The sequence below is a fragment of the Herbaspirillum sp. GW103 genome (assembly GCF_000261365.1).
Taxonomy (GTDB): Bacteria; Pseudomonadota; Gammaproteobacteria; order Burkholderiales; family Burkholderiaceae_D; genus Herbaspirillum.
Genome location: NZ_AJVC01000003.1, coordinates 1,433,211 through 1,450,839, shown reverse-complemented (window position 1 = coordinate 1,450,839; position 17,629 = coordinate 1,433,211). Strand labels below are relative to the sequence as shown.

Here is a 17,629-nt window from a genome sequence, read left to right as displayed (position 1 = left end):
CCCACAACCTTGCGGTGTGGGCTTGAATCCAATTCTTTAGGAGGAAATTGGAGGAGACAGGTGCAACTTTACTGCTCCGCATCAAATTCATCCAATTTATCTTCTGTATATCAGATATTCGATCTGGTTATGTCAGCAAGACCGTGTGTGAAGTCTTCCACTCAGATGGCGCCTGCTTTTCCATCCGGCAGGTGGTTGTCGGATGGCATTTCCTGCAGGCGCGGCTTGCAGGGTATCTTGCACGCTTTGTCCGTGGCCGGCTCGGCGCTATATTGCATCGCCATAGGATCAACCACCTGCTCGGTCAGCACCGGCTCGCCGACGATGGGCACGCGCAGAACCGTCGAGCAGCGCGTGCCATAGTCCGGCGAGCGGATGAAGATGGGCGAGAGCATGCGCTCCTTTTCCAATCCCACGCCGGTATCGGGCAGGCGGCAATCATTGGCACGGGTGCCATCGGTCAACATCTCGAAGAAGGTTTCCTCCGGCGCGCCTTGGCACAGCAGGCTGGCAAACTGCGCCTTGGCCCGGGTGAGCTTGGGCCAGGGCGTGTCCAGCAAGGCGTTGGAGACGCCGTAGACTCCGTACTCCAGCGGCTGGCCGTTGCGCGGATCTTCCTGGCCCCGGTTGGAATACCACACCATGGTTTCCCGATCGCCCAGCAGCAGGTTGAAACCGTTGTAACGCTGCGCCTCGGGTTCGATCCGTCGCAGGTATGCCTGCACATCGAGGTCGCTGGCCAGATAGTCGGCCACCAGCTGGCCGCGGGTGGGCGCGTCGGTGCGACGCTCCGAGGGTGCGCGCACATTGGTCAGGGCGGCAAAGCGCCCGTCCCTGGTTACACCCAGCCAGGTGCCTCCGCCTTGCAGGTCGCGTCCGGCATAAATCTTGGGATGGTCGTTCCACCAGTCGGCATGGGCCGCCGGGCGGGCGTAGAACTCGTCGCGATTGGCCGCCATGATCAGGGGCATGCCGGGGATCACTTTCCAGGCGAAGATGATCAGGCACATGGCGCAACATCCTCGAACTGTTCAACGTGGCGCTGGCCGCTGATGAGCGCGGCGGCGCCCGAGTCTTCCAGGGCGCGCGCCAGCGTGGCGGTGAATTCGTCGAGGCCGGAGGGCAGGATGCCCTGGTAGATTTCCATCCAGGTCTGCAAGCCTTCCTGTTCGCCGGGGCGGCGCTTGAGGCCACCGGCGATGCCCAGGCGCGCTTGCAACATGGCCTGTACTCCCTTGATCTTGCCGAACAGGGTCGTCGCGTGTGCAGTGTCGACCCGATAATAAATGTAGAGATCCATGGATGCGTCCCTATGGCTGCGGTGTGGCTCGGTCGGCGCGCCGCTTATTGCGGATCGGCCAGCTCATAGGGCAGGGCATGCCAATGCAGTGCCGGACCATCGGCCGCGCCCAGGTGCACGCTGTCTTCGGCGGCGGCCAGCTTCATTTCCACCAGGGCCAGGGCGTGGCCCTCATCCAGCGCTTCGGCGTTGACCACCATGCCGCAGGGCTGGCCAGGATCGGCGGCGGCAAACACTTCCTGTCCCGCATGCGCCTGGCTGCTGGCGATGGTGGCCAGCATGGTGCGGCGCTTGAGCTTGCCCAGGTACTGGCTGCGCGCCACGATTTCCTGACCGGGGTAGCAGCCCTTCTTGAAGTTGACCCCGCCGATCAGTTCGAAATTGATCATCTGCGGCACGAACTGCTCCTGGGTGGCTTGCACGATGCCCGGCACGCCCGCACGGATCTCCGAAAGCCGCCAGGCCAGGCCCGCCGTCGGACTCAGATGCCGGGCCAGTTCGGGCCAGGCGGTGGTGAGGATGTCCACGGGGGCGATCCATTGATAGCGCGGACTGTCGACGGCATCGGCCAGGCGGATCAGGGTGCCGTGGCTGTTGTCGATCTTGTCGTAGGGGGCCGCCGGCAAGACCGGGAACCATTGTGCCAGTGCATTGGCGGTAGCCGGGCCGACCAGGCCGAGCATGGCGCGCTCGGGGCTGGCGTCGGCCAGCCTGGCCTTGGCGCGCATGACGAACATCTGCAGACGTTTCTGGATGGCCGGCTGCAGGGCGCGCGGCAGTTGCAGCCAGATGGCCTGCTCGTCGCGCCACATCAGGAAGGTCGCCAGCAGGCGTCCCTTGGGCGAGCAGTAGCCTGCCAGTCGTGCCACACCGGTATCCAGCTGCGCTACATCGTTGGTGAGCTGGCCATGCAGGAAGCTGGCGGCGTCCTCGCCGGTGACGGCGATCAGGCCCAGCGTGGTCAGCGGGGCCATGAAGCTTTCCAGGCTTTGCGGTGCGGGGGAGGCGGAACCGAAGCCGATCACGTCGGCCTGGTCGGCACTCTCGGCGTCGAACCGGGCGCCTTGCTGTGCCAGGAAGTCGCGCCAGCCGGAGGGCGAAGAAGTCATTTCTGTCATAGGGGAAATCTTTTACGGATTACGTCTTGCCGGGTCATTCGGTCCGGCAAATTAGGCAACTGTCGTGCCAGCGATTATCATTGATGCCTCGATTATAGTGATCTCCGAAAAATCGCGTCGGAGCAACAAGGATTTCGCCTCTGGTATGAAGAAGTTATTTGTGACATTGCTGGTACTGGCCGCCCTGGTGGCGGGAGCCGGAGTGTATTGGTCGCGGCAGCCCATCATCGACCCGAACGCGCAGGTGATTGCCTTCACGATCATGCCGGGCGCCGGCGTCAATGGTGCGGCCAAGCAGATCGCCGCTGCCGGCGTGCCGGTCAATCCGGATTTGTTTGCGCTCTATGCGCGCCTGTCAGGCGAAGGCAGTCGCATCAAGGCGGGCAGCTACGAGATCAAGCCGGGCTACACGCCGCAGCGCCTGCTGCAACAACTGGTCCGCGGCGAATTCGCGCAGGAAGCGCTGACCGTCATCGAAGGCTGGACCTTCAAGCAGATGCGCCGGGCCATCGCCGAACAGCCCGCGCTCAAGCACGATACCGCCAGCTGGACCGACCAGCAGATCCTGGCCAAGCTGACCAACGAATACACCTATCCGGAAGGCCTGTTCTTCCCGGATACCTATCTCTTCGCCAAGGGGGCCAGCGACATGCAGGTCTACAAGCAGGCCTTCACCCTCATGAGCAAGAAATTGAACGAGGCCTGGGCGCAGCGCGACCTGTCGCTGCCGTATCGCACGCCCTATGAGGCGCTGATCATGGCGTCCATCGTCGAGAAGGAGACCGGTCAGAAGTCCGAGCGCGGCATGGTGGCCGGGGTCTTCGTCAACCGTCTGCGCACCGGTATGCTGTTGCAGACCGACCCGACCGTGATCTATGGCATGGGCGACCGTTACCAGGGCAAGATCCGCAAGATCGATCTGCTCACCGACACGCCCTACAACACCTACACCCGCGCCGGCCTGCCGCCCACGCCGATTGCCCTGCCCGGTGCGGCCTCGCTGGCGGCTGCCATGAACCCGGACAAGACCGAAGCCTTATACTTCGTGGCGCGCGGCGATGGCACCAGCCATTTCTCCAGCAACCTCAACGAACACAACCAAGCCGTCAACCGCTACCAGCGTTGAGCCGGCCTTCCTTTTACCGATTTAGTGAGTAGCGATACCTTCATGGCATCAGGCAAATTCATCACCTTCGAAGGCATCGACGGCGCCGGCAAGTCGACCCATATTCCTTTCGTCACTCAGCTGCTGCGTGAGCGCGGCCTGTCCGTGGTCGCCACCCGCGAGCCCGGCGGCACCGAGCTGGGCGAACGCCTGCGCGAACTGGTCCTGCATCACAGGATGCACCTGGAAACCGAAGCCCTGCTGATGTTCGCCTCGCGCCGCGAACACCTGGCTCAGGTCATCGAGCCGGCTCTGGCGCGTGGTGACTGGGTCATCTCGGATCGTTTCACCGATGCCACCTTCGCCTACCAGGGCGGTGGTCGCAAGCTGGCGCTGGACAAGCTGGACAGCCTGGAACAATGGGTCCACCCCCATCTGCAGCCGGACCTCACGCTGCTCTTCGACGTGCCGCTTGAGGTGGCGCGGGCGCGCCTGGATGCCGAACGCACGCTGGACAAGTTCGAGCAGGAAAAGGCCGATTTCTTCGCCAACACCCGCGCCGAATACCTGCGCCGCGCCGCCCAGTTCCCGCAGCGCTTCCGACTCATCGATTCCACCCGGCCGATCGCCGTGATCCAGGAAGAACTGCGCGCCATCATGGCGGCGCTGTGAGGGAGACCGCATGTCCGTGACTTCTTCCGAGGCGCTGCTGCCCTGGCAGGGCGAGAGCTGGCGCCAGTTGCAGCAACTGCGTGAGCGTCTGCCGCATGCGCTGCTCTTCTATGGTGCGGCCGGCACCGGCAAGACGCAGTTCGTCGAAGCCTTCGCCAAGTCGCTGCTGTGCGAATCGCCCACGCCCGAGGCGCATGCCTGCGGTGTGTGCGCCTCCTGCAACTGGTTCTCGCAATCGAATCATCCGGACTACCGGCGCGTGCGCCCGGAGGTCCTGGAGGAAGAAGGGGGCGAGGATGAGGCAGGTGAAGAAAAGAAAACCGCCAAGGCCAGCAAGGCCCCGTCCAAGGACATCAAGATCGACCAGATCCGGGCCCTGGCCGATTTCATGAACGTTTCTACCCACCGCTCGGGCTTGCGGGTGGTGATGCTGTATCCGGCCGAGGCGCTCAACACCGCCGCCGCCAATGCCTTGCTCAAGACCCTCGAAGAGCCCCCGCCGGGGACCATGTTCCTGTTGCTGTCCAATCGTCTGGACCGCTTGCTGCCCACCATCCTCTCGCGCTGCCGCAAGTTCGCCATGACCGCGCCCGGCCACGACGAGGCGTTGGTCTGGCTCAGGCAGCAAGGCGTCAAGGATGCCGATGCCTGGCTGGCCGAGCAGGGTGGGGCGCCGCTGGCTGCGCTGGAAGCGGCCCAGGGCGAAGGACGGGAGGCGCTGGATGAATTGCTGCGCCACCTGGCCCAGCCCGGTGTGGACGGCGCCTTGCGGGCGGCCGACAAATTGCAGAAGGCGCCGGCGGCCGACCTGGTCGGCTGGGTGCAGCGCTGGCTGTATGACCTGCTGTCGCTGCGGTCGGCGGGCGTGGTGCGCTACTACCCGCGTTACGGCAAGGAACTGGGCCGGCTGGCCGAGCGCGTCGATGCCCTGGCCCTGTCGCGCGCACTGCGCGGCATGGGCGAGCGCCGTGCCATAGCGGATCATCCCTTGTCGGCCAAGCTCTTCATCGAGGAAATGCTGATCGATTACGCCCGCCTGTTCGATTGAGCGGGCACGGGACGCCCCCTGCGGCAAATCGCCGCAGGGGGCGCAAGCCGGGTGCCGGACCGTATAATCCCGGCATGATCTCGCCGACCACTTTCTTCATCCCCGTCTCCGAGCAGATGAACCAGCCCCAGCATCTCTTGCTGTCGCGGCTGTTCTGGTTGCGCTGGGCCATGGTGGCGGGGGAGCTGCTGGTGCTGGCCGGTGCCCATATCTGGCTGCATATTGCCTTGCCGCTGTCGGCCCTGCTGGCCCTGATCGCCTTGCAGGCGCTCATCAATGGTCTCACCTGGCTGCGCATGCGCTGGGCGCGCCCGGCCGAGCAGGCCGAACTGTTCCTGCAACTGTTGCTGGATGTGGCAGTGCTCACGGCGCTGCTGTATTTCTCGGGCGGTTCGACCAATCCCTTCGTCTCCTTCTACCTGCCGGCACTGGCGGCGGGAGCGGCCACGCTGGCCTGGCCCTATGCCTTGCTGCTGGCAGTATGTGCGTTGGGTTGCTATTCCGGTCTGGTGTACGTCTACCAGCCGCTGCACATCCACGACCAGGGCCAGGCGATGGCCTATCACCTGGCCGGGATGTGGATCAATTTCTCGATCTCGGCCCTGCTCATCACCTGGTTCGTCAGCCGTATCGCTGCCGCCGTGCGCTTGCGGGACGGCCAGCTGGCGCAGGCGCGCGAGCGCCAGTTGCAGAGCCATCGTATCGTGGCCCTGGGGACCCAGGCCGCCGGCGCTGCGCATGCGCTCAATACACCGCTGTCGACGGTGGCCGTGATCGCCGGCGAATTGCGCCGCGACATGGCCGGCAACGCGGCGCTGGCGGCCTATGAAGAAGACGTGCGCGTGGTCGAGGAACAGATCGCCGTCTGCAAGGCCGCGCTGGAAAACATGCGCCTGGACGCCGATGCCCAGCTGCGCAACGAAGACAGCGCCGCCATCACCCCCTGGCTCACCAGCCTGCTGGAAGGCTGGCGCCTGCGTCATCCGGCCGTCCTGCTGGTGGCCGAGGTGCATCAGCCCGGCTGGAAGGCCAGCCAGCTGCAGGACCTCTCGCAGATCATCCTGACCCTGCTCGACAATGCCGCCCATGCGGTGCGTACACTGGGCCACCACGGCGAGATCCGCATTACCCTGGCCTCGGCCGCGGCGGGTGAAGGTGGCCCGGTCAGTACCGCCAGGCCGGGCCGCAGCATGGCGATCATCGAAGTCTCCGACAACGGGGCCGGAATCGCCCCGGAGCTGTTGCAGCGCCTGGGGCACGGGCCGGTACCCAGCTCGTCGGGCGGCTCCGGTATCGGCCTCATGCTGGCCTTTGCCAGCGCCACGCACCTGGGCGGCAAGCTGCGCCTGCGTTCGTTGCCAGGGCAGGGTACGGTGGCGCAGTTGCGCTTCCCGCTGGTGTGATCGGGCCGCAGATGGCGGCTGCGGCTGCATTGCGGCGCAATAGGCTATCCTTCATTTACCAGTTTTTTCTGATGTTCTCATGAGCGCCGCCTTCCTGATTCTCGATGACAATGATGTCTTTGCCAGCACGCTGGCACGTTCGCTGGCCCGGCGCGGCTTTCGCGCCACCGTGGCGCATAGCGGCGAGGAGGCGCTGGAAGCCGCGCGCCGCGAACGCTTCGATTACGTCACCATCGACCTGCAACTGGAAAAGGATTCCGGTCTGCAATGGGTGGCGCCGCTGCGCCAGACGCTGCCGCAGGCGCGCCTGCTGGTGCTGACCGGCTATGCCAGCATCGCCACCACGGTACAGGCCATCAAGTCGGGTGCCGACAATTACCTGGCCAAGCCGGCCAATGTGGATTCCATCCTCTCGGCGCTGTCCCATGTGAGTCAGGGCGAGCCGGTGGCCGAGCCGGTCCTGCCGGTGGAAGAGGCTTCGCCGCTGTCGCTGGAACGCCTGGAGTGGGAGCACATCCAGCGCGTGCTGGCCGAGCATGAGGGCAATATCTCGTCAACGGCGCGGGCGCTGAACATGCACCGCCGCACCCTGCAGCGCAAGCTGGCCAAGCGCCCGGTGGCGCGCTGAGCACATCGCGTGGCCCTCTGTAACGAAAGGTAAGCGCCCGGCAAGCAGGGGCGACAGCCTGTCGGCATGGCTTTACAATAGCGGCCATGTATATCGATTCCCATTGCCACATCAATTTTCCCGACCTGGCCGCCCGCCTGCCGGAGATCTTCGGCAAGATGGCCGAGAACCAGGTCAGCCACGCCCTGTGCGTCTCGGTGGACTTGCCGGACTTCCCGCAGGTGCTGGCCCTGGCCGAGCAGTATCCCAATGTCTACGCCTCCGTGGGCGTGCATCCGGACTATGAAGACACGCCCGAGCCCTCGTTGGAGGAGCTCGTCCGTCTGGCCGACCATCCGCGCATCGTCGCCATCGGCGAGACCGGGCTGGATTACTACCGCCTGCAAGGCGATCTGGAATGGCAGCGCGAGCGCTTCCGCACCCATATCCGCGCCTCGCGGGCCACGGGCAAGCCGCTCATCATCCATACCCGCGCGGCCTCCGAAGACACCATCCGTATCCTGCAGGAAGAGGGGGCAAGCCCGCAGGCAGGCGGTGTCGCAGGGGTCATGCACTGCTTCACGGAATCCCAGGCGGTGGCCGATGCAGCCATCGCGCTGGGTTTCTACATCTCGTTCTCGGGCATCGTCACCTTCAAGTCGGCCAAGGACCTGCAGCAGGTGGCGCGCACCATCCCGCTGGAGCGCATGCTCATCGAGACCGATTCGCCCTACCTGGCGCCGGTGCCCTTCCGCGGCAAGACCAACGAGCCCGCTTATGTGCGCCATGTGGGTGAATTCATCGCCGACCTGCGCGGCATCAGTGCGGCCGACGTGGCGCGCCAGACCTCTGACAATTTCTTCACGCTGTTCGGAATCAAGCCATGAATCTGCTGGACAAGCTGCGCAGCCGCTTCGGCGGCATCGGTCGCATCGTGCTCTATACCTCGCTGCTGCTGCCCGGCGCGGCGCGTGCGGGTGCCTATGAAGAATATTTCCAGGCCATCCGCATGGACAATGTCTACTTCCTCAAGCAACTGATGCAGCGTGGCATGGGCCCCAATCTGATCGAGCCCAAACGTGGCTACACCGGCCTGATGCTGGCCATCCGCGAGGATTCGATGCAGGCTTTCGACGTGCTGGTCAATGCCCCCGACGTCAATCTGGAAGCCCAGGCCACCAATGGCGACACGCCCCTGATGCTGGCGTCCTTCTACGGCAACATCCCGGTGGTGAAACTGCTGCTCTCGCGCCAGGTCGAGGTCAACCGCCCCGGCTGGACGGCGCTGCATTACGCGGCCATCAATGGCAGCTCGGAGATCGTCAAACTGCTGCTGGATGCCTCCGCCTATGTGGATGCCGAATCGCCCGACGACAAGATGACCCCGGTCATGCTGGCCGCCATGCGTGGTCGGGTGGCGGCGGTGGCCGTGTTGCGCGACAACGGTGCCGACCTCACGCTCAAGAACAAGGATGGCCTCACCGCGATGGATCTGGCGCGGCGCTACGGCCAGGATGCCGTCATCGATGTACTCAACGAGAAGCCGCAGCCGTAACCGCAAGCACTTCGCTCGTTGCTGCGCCAAAGCAAACGTCCCGGCCACCTTGCGGTGGACCGGGACGTTTGCGTTGAGGAGGGCGTTCAGCGCACCAGGATCTGCGGACCGACGTCCTTGATGTCCTTGGTACCGGTCAGGGCCATGCTGACGTCGAGTTCCTTGCGCATGATTTCCAGCATCTGCGACACGCCTTCTCCGCCCATGGCACCCAGGCTGTAGAGGAAGGCGCGGCCGATCATGGTGCCACGCGCGCCCAGCGCCACCGCCTTCAACACATCCTGGCCGGAGCGGATGCCGCCGTCGAACCAGACTTCGATCTGGTCGCCCACGGCCTCGGCAATGGCCGGCAGGGCTTCGATGGAGGACATGGCGCCATCCAGCTGGCGACCACCGTGGTTGGAGACCACGATGGCATCGGCACCGCTCTGAACGGCCAGCTTGGCATCTTCCACATCGAGGATGCCCTTCAAGATCAGCTTGCCGCCCCATTGCTGCTTGATCCAGGCGACATCGTCCCAGTTCAGGGTCGGGTCGAACTGGCTGGCGGTCCACTTGGAGAGGGTCTGCACCCCGCCGGCGCCTTCGCCGCCCTTGATGTGACCGGCCAGGTTGCCGAAGGTCTTGCGGCCGCCCAGGGCACGCAGTGCCCAGCCGGGCTTGCTGGCCAGGTCCAGCAGGGTGTCCAGGGTCAGCTTGGGCGGCACCGACATGCCATTCTTGAGATCCTTGTGACGCTGGCCGAGGATCTGCAGGTCCAGCGTCAGCACCAGGGCCGAGCATTTGGCTGCCTTGGCGCGATCGATCAGGGACTTCACGAAGCCACGGTCGCGCATCACGTAGAGCTGGAACCAGAACGGCTTGGTGGTCACGCTGGCCACGTCCTCGATGGAGCAGATGCTCATGGTGGAGAGGGTGAAGGGAATGCCGAATTTTTCAGCGGCAATGGCACCCAGCATCTCGCCATTGGCCCACTGCATGCCGGTCAGGCCGGTCGGGGCAATGGCCACCGGCATGGTGACGTCGTGGCCGATCATGGTGCTGCGGGTGCTGCGTTCGTCGACGTTGATGGCCACGCGCTGGCGCAGCTTCAGGGTGGCCAGATCACGGCTGTTGGCGCGATAGGTGCTCTCGGTGTAGGAACCGCTGTCGGCGTAATCGTAGAACGCCTTGGGAACGCGCTTCTTGGCCAGCAGGCGGAAGTCTTCGACACAGGTCATGACCGGCATGGTGTTTTTTCTCCGTTGTGATGGGGTGCGGCCGGAGCCGCCTTGCAGTGAGATTGCGGACAAAGGGATTGCAGCATGCCCGTTATGCTAGTGCATACCCGTCGCGCTTGGGGTGAATCCCTTTGCCGCCATCCATGAAAAATTTAGCCCCTAGGCGGCCAGCAGCCGTGCCGCCGCCAGGCCGCTGCGCACAGCACCCTCCAGCGTGGCGGGATAGTCGCCGGCCACGTAGTCCCCGGCCAGGGCCAGCCCGGAGGGCATGCCGGTATTGTCGGGGCGCTGCAAGCCCGGGGTGCAGGCGAAGGTGGCCCGTTTTTCAGTGATGACCCGGTGCCAGCCGGGCGTGGCCAGGGCCGGATTGCCGAAGTCCTGCGCCAGCTGGCGGGCGATGCCCTCGGTCAGGGCGGTATGGCCATCGGCCACGGCCTGGCCGGCCGCACTGACGACGACGGCCAGCAAGCCTGCTTCGCCCCCCAGTTGGCCCCGGTCAAAGACGAACTGGCCCCAGCCCCGGGCTTGCGGATCGTCCGCCAGGGCCAGGAAGGGGGCGGGCAGACGCACCTCGGGCGGGTACTGCAGATAGCAGGTAGTGATGGATTCGTGCTCCAGCGCACGCAGCAGGGCGGTGTCGTGCAGGCCCTCCAGCAATTGCGCGGCGGCATCCGGGCCGGTGGCCAGCACCACCCCGGCGAATTCACCCAGGCTTTCGGCTGCGCGGTCTTCCAGGCGCCAGGTGCCCGGGTCATTGCCGGGCAGCAGCTGCGCCACGGTCACCCCCGGCTGCACCAGGCCGCCGCGCTTGCCCAGATAGGCGGCGGCCGCATCGGGCAGCAGGGCGCTCAAGTCCAGACGCGGGATGAGCATGTCGGAGGCGGCGCGGCGCGCGCCCAGGCTGTCGCGCAACACGGTCAGGAAGACTTGCGCCGAGGCCCGCTCGGGCGGGGTGTTCAGCGCGGCGATGCACAGCGGACGCCACATCAGGCGGATCAGGCGCGGCGTTTGTTCGTAGCGCTCCAGCAGCTCGGCCACGCTGCAATCCTGGTGCAATTGCCAGCCCATCCAGCGCGCCGTGGTGGAAAAGCGCGCCAGCGCCATCTTGTCGTCGCGCGCCAGCCCCTTGGCGCGCAGCAGCGCCACCGCCACATGCCAGGGTGCCGGCAGACGCGGCGCCACGAAATCCATGCCTTCGCCTCCTGCACCCAGCGGATAGCGCATCTGCAAGGGCAGGCGCAGCAGGGCGCTGGCCGGATCGACGCCGACCTGTTTCATCAGGGCCAGCGTGGACCGATAAGCGCCCAGCAGGATGTGCTGGCCGTTGTCCAGCACCCGTTCGTCCAGCGCCACCCGACGCGCCCGCCCGCCCAGGGTGCGCGCCGATTCGAACAGGCTCACACGATGGCCGCCGGATGCCAGCGCCACGGCGGCGGCACATCCGGCCCAGCCGGCACCGATGACGGCGTAATGGCGTGGTGCGTTGTTCATCGGCGGGCGGACCGGTCAGCCGAAGACATAGGTCTTCCACGCCAGCCAGAGCTTGCGGATGGGGGTGAGCGAGATGCGCTGGTTGAGCACGTGGTAGCCGTCACGCGCGATCTCGTCGAGCAGGGTGCGGTAGATGGCGGCCATCATCAGGCCGGGGCGTTGGGCGCGGCGGTCTTGTTTGGGCAGCAGGGCAAAGGCTTCGTCATAAACGGCCTGGGCGCGCTCGACCTGGAACTTCATCAGCGCCTCGAAGCGCTCGCTGTGGCGGGCATTGAGGATGTCGGCGGCCGTGACGTTGAATTGCTGCAATTCATTGACCGGCAGGTAGATGCGACCCTTGCGACCATCTTCGCCGACATCGCGGATGATGTTGGTGAGCTGGAAGGCCAGCCCCAGCTTCTCGGCAAAGAGCAGGGTCCCCGGCTGGGTATGGCCGAAGATGCTGGCCGAGAGTACGCCCACCACGCCGGCCACGTGCCAGCAGTAGCGCTGCAGGCCGGGGTAGTCGAGGTAGCGGGTCTGGTCCAGGTCCATTTCCATGCCATCGATGATGGCTTGCAGGTGTTCGCCCTTGAACTGGTAGGTGGCCACGTGCGGGTGCAGAGCCTTGGTGACCGGGTGGGTCGGCTGCCCCTCCAGCATGGCGGCGATTTCCTTGCGCCACCACATCAGCTTGGTCCGGGCCACCATGGCATCCTCGATTTCATCGACGGTATCGTCGACCTCGCGGCAAAAGGCATACAGCGCCGTGATCGCCAGCCGGCGCTGGGGCGGCAGGAACAGGAAGCTGTAATAGAAACTGGAACCGCTGGCGGCGGCCTTCTGCTGGCAGTATTCGTCTGGAGACATGGATGCGTGGCGGGGCGGTTGAAGCAGTGGGGCAGGCGGGCAAGGCCCGCTGCGGCAAAGGCGCTATGCTAGCCGAGTGCGCCCGGCAGGGCAAATGCCCATGGTCGCTGACCCGGCCTTGAACCCCCTCTATTGCGGCCCTTGGCGTTGTCCTTTAAGCTCAGGTCAGCGCATTCCGGAAAAACAAATTCACATGACATCAAATCCGGATGAATTCTGCCGTTAATCTGAACAGACGTGGCGCAGCAGCGGGCAAGCCCGGTCGCAGCGCGGCACATCGGCAACCCTGGCCATCGACGATGGCCCCCTGGAGGCTGGAGACAATATGGACAGACTGGAAATCTTTCGCAATATCGCCTCGCAGGCCGGTCGCGGCGAGCTGGTATTCCCCGCCAACGTCAGCGCCTCGATCAAGCTGCAAAAGGCGCTGGCCGACCCGGACTGCCACCTGGAACTGGCGGCCAAGCTGGTGATGGCCGAGCCGCTGGTCTCGGCACGCACCGTGGCCATTGCCAATTCGGCGGCCTACAACCGGTCCGGCGGCGAGATCAACAACGTACGCGCGGCCGTGATGCGGCTGGGTTTTCGTACCTTGAACACCATCACCACCTCGGTGATCGTGCGCCAGCTCGGCCGCACCATCAACAATCCCGGCATGCGCATCAAGTCGGCCCAGTTGTGGGAGCACTGCGCCCACGTGGCCGCCACCGCCTATGTGCTGACCTCCAAGCTGACCAAGGCTGATCCCGAGACGGCCATGTTCGCCGGCATCGTGCATGAAGTGGGCGGCTTCTACCTGCTCTCGCGCACGGATGACTTCCCCGGCCTGCTCGACGGCGGCACCGAGGACTGGATGGAATACGGCGAGAAAATGATCGGCCGCGCCGTGTTGAAGAAACTGGGCGTGCCGCAGCCGGTGGTCGATGCCATCGAATCCCTGTGGCACGGCGTACGCGTGCTGCCGCCCCAGACCATCGGCGACGTGTTGCTGCTGGCCAAGGAACTCTCGCCGGTACCCTCGCCGCTGCAGCGCACCGTGGTGGCCGAAGCCGGCATCGGCGGCGAGACCCTGGTGGATGACTACATCGGAGACCGTTCCCTGCGCGAACTGCTGGATGACTCCGAGGAGCAAATCCGTACGCTGACGGCGGCCTTGCTGGTCTGACACCGCTTCCCGTCGTTTCTTCCCGCAGCCCCGCCGGCCTTTGTGCCAGGCGGGGCTTTCTCATGGCGGACCGGATTTACCGGGTCAGGCCGCGCCAGCCCACGATGAGCCAGTCGCGCTTGCCCAGCTTGGGGCGCTGGCCGAAGACGTCGCCCCGGACCGCTTCGATGCGCTCCAGGATGCGCAAGCCGCCTTGCACCACCATCCGCAATTCCAGCCCGATGCGGCCCGGCAGGCGACGTGCCAGCGGGGCACCGGAGAGCATCAGTGCACGGGCCCGGTCGATCTCGAACTGCATCAGCTGTTGCCAGCGCTGGTCATTGCGGGCCTGGTCGATATCGTCTTGTTCCACGCCAAAGCGGGCCAGATCTTCCAGCGGCAGGTAGATGCGTGCCTTTTGCCAGTCGATGGCAACGTCTTGCCAGAAGTTGATGAGTTGCAGGGCGCTGCAGACGGCATCCGAATCCCGGAGGTTTTCTTCATTCGCTGCGCCATACAGATGAAGCATCAGGGTTCCTACCGGGTTCGCAGAGCGACGGCAGTAGTCCAGCAGGTCCGTGTAGCGCGGGTAACGGGTGGTCACCACATCCTGGCGGAAGGCCGAGAGCAGGTCACGGAAGGGTTGCAGCGGCAGGGCGTGGTCGGCGATGGTTTGCGCCAGTCGCGTGAAGATGGGATGGGAGCAGGGGAGGTGCTGCGCGATCAGATCCAGCTCTGCCTCATAGGCGTGCAGGGCGGCCAGGCGTTCTTCCGGGCGGGCATCGCCTTCATCGGCGATATCATCGGCGCTGCGGGCAAAGGCATAAATGGCGGTCACCGCCGGGCGCAGACGCGCCGGCAGCAGCAGCGAGGCCACGGGGAAGTTTTCGTAGTGATCGACGGCCATGGGGCGCGCTACTCAGTCGAACTTGTCCTTGAGCAGCGCCTCGATGGTGGCGATGCGGGTTTCCACCGTCTCCAGCAGCGCCTTGGGCATGGTGCCGCCGGCATTCAACTGTGCCGCCAGCGAGCGGGCAATGCCCATGGCGCCTGCGGTGAACTGCTTGCCATCCTTGGACAGCACGGCCGCGGCCGTGAAGAGGGTGGAGAACAGGATCTGGTCGGCGGTATTGTTCTCGATGAACTTGTTGAGCAGCGCGTTGTGGCTTTGCTTCAAGGCGTCGAATTCTTCCTGGGTAGGCATAAAGGCTCCTGCGATGATGAGACGGCACGGCCGCCGGGCCGGCAAAGGCGCGGATTGTAGCAGTTAAGCGCGAGGGGACGGTGAAACGGGCGCGAGGATGCCCGTGAGGATGCCCGCATCAGGCTGATTCAGGCCGGAAATGAAGGTTTTTGCAGAGGGGTGCGGGATGCCGCCCTTGGACGGCATCCCTGTTGGGCCCTGGTGAAGCTTTTTGTCAAAATCCGGCAGATTTCCCGGACCTGGCGGCGCCCGTGATCAATGAGAGATGGTCAGCAGCACCTTGCCATCGCCGCCCCGGGTGGTTGGCCAGCTGGTCTGGGTGGCCGCTGGTGGGGCGAAGCTGGCCATGGCCTGTACCAGCTTGTCGACGTCGGTGTCGTAGAGGGTCTTGCCGTCGGCGGTCTTGATGCGTTCGATGTGGTTGTCGCTGCCTGTACCCTGATACCAGTCCTTGACCAATACTTCGTCGGTGCCGCCCAGTACATCGATGCGCAGATCGTTCCCGCTCTTGCTGAACCAGAGATTGGTTTGTCTGGCATCCGTGAAGCTGAGCGTATCGAGGTTGCCCTTGGTCGCATCGTGGTCGTAGAGCACATCCTGTCCGTCGCCCCTGGCAAAGGTATAGCTGTCGTCGCCGGCGCCGCCGATGAGCAGGTCGTTGCCCCGCCCCCCGGTGATGAGGTTGTTGCCGCGATTGCCGACCAGGATGTTGTTCAGATCATTGCCGCTGGCATCGAGATCCTGATTGCGCAGCTTGATGGGGTCATCGGTGGTGACGGTATCGGCTCCGTAGACCTGGGTGGCCTCGCGCAGGCGTTGCAGCGGGACGAAGCGGCACATGTCGCTGGCCAGGCCGCGTCCCGAGTCGGTGATGTAGAACCCGACCGTCTTGCCGGTGGCCGCCGAACAGGCCACGCCGGTGACGGTGATGGCGTGGTCGCTGGTGTCCTCGTTCTCTTCGTGCAGATCCCACAGCTTGCTGGCGCTGACACTGATGATGACGCCCTTGCCGTCCTTGATGCTTTGGGCGACTGCCGTGAGATCGACCCGCTCGTCGATGGTGCAGGCAAAACCGAAGTGCTCCAGCAAGGCCTGGCGGTCATCTTCGGAGGTGGCACCGCGCATATCGGCGGATTCGGCAGCGGTATCGCAAAGGTTTTCCTTGATGGCGCACTGGACTACTTCCTTTTCGGAGGCGGCACGGCCCCCCATCAGGGTGACGTTGGCCACACTGGTCTCGCCGCAGGTTCCCCAATAGCCCTCGACTTCGCCGCCCTGGTCGTAATCCAGCTGATACGAACGCGGCATGCCATAGACCAGCACCTTGACGCCATTGACCACTGCGCTTTGCGGTTTGCTGGCATCGAGCAGCACCAGGTTTTCGACATTGGCCGAGAGCGTGCTGCTGGCCGTGGCATAGACCGTATCGACGCCTTCATCGGCCTGTTCAATGATCTGGTCGCCGGCATTGTCGAGGTAATAGCTGTCGTCGCCCTTGCCCCCAACCATCGTATCGACCCCGCCCATGCCGTCCAGGATGTTGTTCCCGGCATTGCCGGTGAGACGGTTGTCCAGGCCATTGCCGATGCCGGCGAGGCTGCTGCCCAGGGAGAGGTCGTCCGTATATTCATCCAGGCTGAGGAATTTCGGTGAGGCCGCTGGCTTGTCCTTTTTGGGTTTTGGGGCTTCGTCGCCGAAGGGAGCGGGCGCGTAGAAGTTGTCCTGGTAGCGCGCGGCATTGGCCTGGGCGATCAGGTTGGGGGAAGGCGCGGCGGGAGCGGGCGTCAGGTTCACTGTACTGGTACTGGCAGGCCCGATGGCCGCAGGTGTGCTGACCACTGGCATGGGAGTCAGCGGCGGCGGTGTACTGCTGGTGGCAGGCACAGACGGGGCGCCTGGTGTGATGGGCGGTGCAATGATGGGAGGGGTGTACGGTGTCACGGGCGGCGCAATGGCCGGCTTGCTGGTGATGGCCGATGGAGGTGTCAGGGGAGGTGTATCGGTACTGACAGGTACTGTACTGACTGGTTTGCTGGTGACGGTGACCGGGGTGACAGCGGGTGTACTGGTGGGAGTCGTGCTGACTGGTTTGGGCTGGCTGGGTAAGGTGATGTTGGCAGGCGGGTTGATGCTGACGATGGTGGGCGGTGTATCGAACAGTTTGATGCCCGGCCTGATGGGGGAGAAGATCACTTTGAAGACGCTGCCGGTGCGAATGCTGACAAAGCGGTCGTCGATGCGTCGGATGACTGGCTCCATCGGATCTACGGCAGGGGTGGAAGCGCTTGCGGTGGCTGAGGTGGTTGAGGTGGTTGACACGGGTTCCCTTTCAAATGCGCCATGGATGGCGTTGTCATGCAGGGCGGGTCTTCGCGCGTGGCGTCCCGCCCTGGGGACCTGTTTCCTGTCCGTCCTGGTCATGGACAATGGCCGGGCGGACAAGTCTTGTTTTGTTGGTCCCGCAGGGATTCAATCCGATAGAAATACTTCGGTAAATCGCACGAAAGTACCGTTGGTTGCTTGACAAGCTGAAGCGAACGAGGAAGAAGACAACCCTAGTCAACCGAGGGTCGCTGAAAGAGGCGGGGATGACTGCGGAAGTGGTTGCACGCTGTGGGGCGCTCGGGATGAGGGGAGTGCGTTTTTTCGTTGCAGGCAGGGTTCGGCGCGCTTGCACCCGTATTGGCCGGGATCGGATGTGCCAGGCACGCGGAAAATGCCGGTGCGGACGGGGCTGTCAGGTCAAATCGATGATTTGAAACGGATTGTCTGGTGCGAGGAGGGGGACTCGAACCCCCACACCATTGCTGGCGTCAGGACCTAAACCTGGTGCGTCTACCAATTTCGCCATCCTCGCAAAAGGGGGTCGGGCACCGGTGCGATAGCAGTCTGGCAGCGCGCTTGCTGCAGACC

At 64.5% G+C, this 17,629-nt stretch carries 17 protein-coding genes and 1 tRNA gene; 8 read left to right on the top strand and 10 right to left on the bottom strand.

Annotation, left to right across the window (positions count from 1 at the left end; translation table 11 throughout):
• Window positions 1–161: 161 nt before the first annotated feature.
• Genes GWL_RS09995 through GWL_RS09985 form a run of 3 tightly spaced genes read right to left on the bottom strand, consistent with a single transcriptional unit; the run spans window position 162 to window position 2,418 of the window.
• Window positions 162–1,010 (bottom strand): NRDE family protein, encoded by an 849-nt coding sequence (locus GWL_RS09995; RefSeq protein ID WP_008329447.1) that lies wholly within the window; start codon window positions 1,008–1,010, stop codon window positions 162–164.
• A complete protein-coding gene (locus GWL_RS09990; protein ID WP_008329446.1) occupies window positions 1,001–1,300 on the bottom strand; it encodes a DUF4936 family protein in 300 nt (99 codons plus the stop codon). Before GWL_RS09990 ends, GWL_RS09995 begins: the two co-directional genes overlap by 10 nt.
• A 44-nt stretch (window positions 1,301–1,344) precedes the next feature.
• Window positions 1,345–2,418 (bottom strand): folate-binding protein YgfZ, encoded by a 1,074-nt coding sequence (locus GWL_RS09985; RefSeq protein WP_008329445.1) that lies wholly within the window; start codon window positions 2,416–2,418, stop codon window positions 1,345–1,347.
• Between the two features lie 145 nt (window positions 2,419–2,563).
• Between GWL_RS09985 and mltG the strand changes: the two genes are divergently transcribed.
• From mltG to GWL_RS09950, 7 genes are all read left to right on the top strand, one after another.
• Window positions 2,564–3,544: an endolytic transglycosylase MltG gene (mltG, locus tag GWL_RS09980; protein WP_008329444.1), complete on the top strand. Its 981-nt coding sequence runs from the start codon at window positions 2,564–2,566 to the stop codon at window positions 3,542–3,544.
• Window positions 3,545–3,586: 42 nt separating this feature from the next.
• On the top strand, window positions 3,587–4,195 hold the full coding sequence (gene tmk, locus GWL_RS09975; RefSeq protein ID WP_008329443.1) for a dTMP kinase: 609 nt from the start codon (window positions 3,587–3,589) through the stop codon (window positions 4,193–4,195).
• Window positions 4,196–4,205: 10 nt separating this feature from the next.
• Complete coding sequence (locus GWL_RS09970) at window positions 4,206–5,243, top strand: DNA polymerase III subunit delta' (protein ID WP_008329442.1); 1,038 nt, start codon at window positions 4,206–4,208, stop codon at window positions 5,241–5,243.
• A gap of 74 nt (window positions 5,244–5,317) precedes the next feature.
• The gene (locus tag GWL_RS09965; protein ID WP_008329441.1) at window positions 5,318–6,646 is read left to right on the top strand and encodes an ATP-binding protein; all 1,329 of its coding nucleotides are present in this window, start codon (window positions 5,318–5,320) and stop codon (window positions 6,644–6,646) included.
• A gap of 79 nt (window positions 6,647–6,725) precedes the next feature.
• The gene (locus tag GWL_RS09960) at window positions 6,726–7,274 is read left to right on the top strand and encodes a response regulator transcription factor (RefSeq protein ID WP_008329440.1); all 549 of its coding nucleotides are present in this window, start codon (window positions 6,726–6,728) and stop codon (window positions 7,272–7,274) included.
• Window positions 7,275–7,360: 86 nt separating this feature from the next.
• On the top strand, window positions 7,361–8,140 hold the full coding sequence (locus GWL_RS09955) for a TatD family hydrolase (RefSeq protein WP_008329439.1): 780 nt from the start codon (window positions 7,361–7,363) through the stop codon (window positions 8,138–8,140).
• Entirely contained in the window at window positions 8,137–8,808 is a 672-nt protein-coding gene (locus GWL_RS09950) for an ankyrin repeat domain-containing protein (protein WP_008329438.1), read from the top strand. Before GWL_RS09955 ends, GWL_RS09950 begins: the two co-directional genes overlap by 4 nt.
• A gap of 86 nt (window positions 8,809–8,894) precedes the next feature.
• Here the strand turns inward: GWL_RS09950 and GWL_RS09945 are convergent, their stop codons facing one another.
• The 3 genes from GWL_RS09945 to hpnD form a co-directional block, all read right to left on the bottom strand.
• Entirely contained in the window at window positions 8,895–10,037 is a 1,143-nt protein-coding gene (locus tag GWL_RS09945) for an alpha-hydroxy acid oxidase (RefSeq protein WP_008329437.1), read from the bottom strand.
• 150 nt (window positions 10,038–10,187) lie between these two features.
• Window positions 10,188–11,519 (bottom strand): hydroxysqualene dehydroxylase HpnE, encoded by a 1,332-nt coding sequence (hpnE, locus tag GWL_RS09940; RefSeq protein ID WP_008329436.1) that lies wholly within the window; start codon window positions 11,517–11,519, stop codon window positions 10,188–10,190.
• A gap of 15 nt (window positions 11,520–11,534) precedes the next feature.
• On the bottom strand, window positions 11,535–12,368 hold the full coding sequence (gene hpnD / locus GWL_RS09935) for a presqualene diphosphate synthase HpnD (protein ID WP_008329435.1): 834 nt from the start codon (window positions 12,366–12,368) through the stop codon (window positions 11,535–11,537).
• A 325-nt stretch (window positions 12,369–12,693) separates the two neighbouring features.
• Between hpnD and GWL_RS09930 the strand changes: the two genes are divergently transcribed.
• Complete coding sequence (locus GWL_RS09930) at window positions 12,694–13,533, top strand: HDOD domain-containing protein (RefSeq protein WP_008329433.1); 840 nt, start codon at window positions 12,694–12,696, stop codon at window positions 13,531–13,533.
• Window positions 13,534–13,609: 76 nt separating this feature from the next.
• Here the strand turns inward: GWL_RS09930 and hpnC are convergent, their stop codons facing one another.
• From hpnC to GWL_RS09905, 4 genes are all read right to left on the bottom strand, one after another.
• On the bottom strand, window positions 13,610–14,419 hold the full coding sequence (hpnC, locus tag GWL_RS09925) for a squalene synthase HpnC (RefSeq protein WP_008329432.1): 810 nt from the start codon (window positions 14,417–14,419) through the stop codon (window positions 13,610–13,612).
• A gap of 12 nt (window positions 14,420–14,431) precedes the next feature.
• A complete protein-coding gene (locus GWL_RS09920) occupies window positions 14,432–14,716 on the bottom strand; it encodes a hypothetical protein (RefSeq protein ID WP_008329431.1) in 285 nt (94 codons plus the stop codon).
• Between the two features lie 255 nt (window positions 14,717–14,971).
• Complete coding sequence (locus GWL_RS09915) at window positions 14,972–16,975, bottom strand: calcium-binding protein (protein ID WP_008329429.1); 2,004 nt, start codon at window positions 16,973–16,975, stop codon at window positions 14,972–14,974.
• Window positions 16,976–17,486: 511 nt separating this feature from the next.
• Window positions 17,487–17,573 (bottom strand) — tRNA-Leu (locus GWL_RS09905).
• Between the last annotated feature and the right edge of the window lie 56 nt (window positions 17,574–17,629).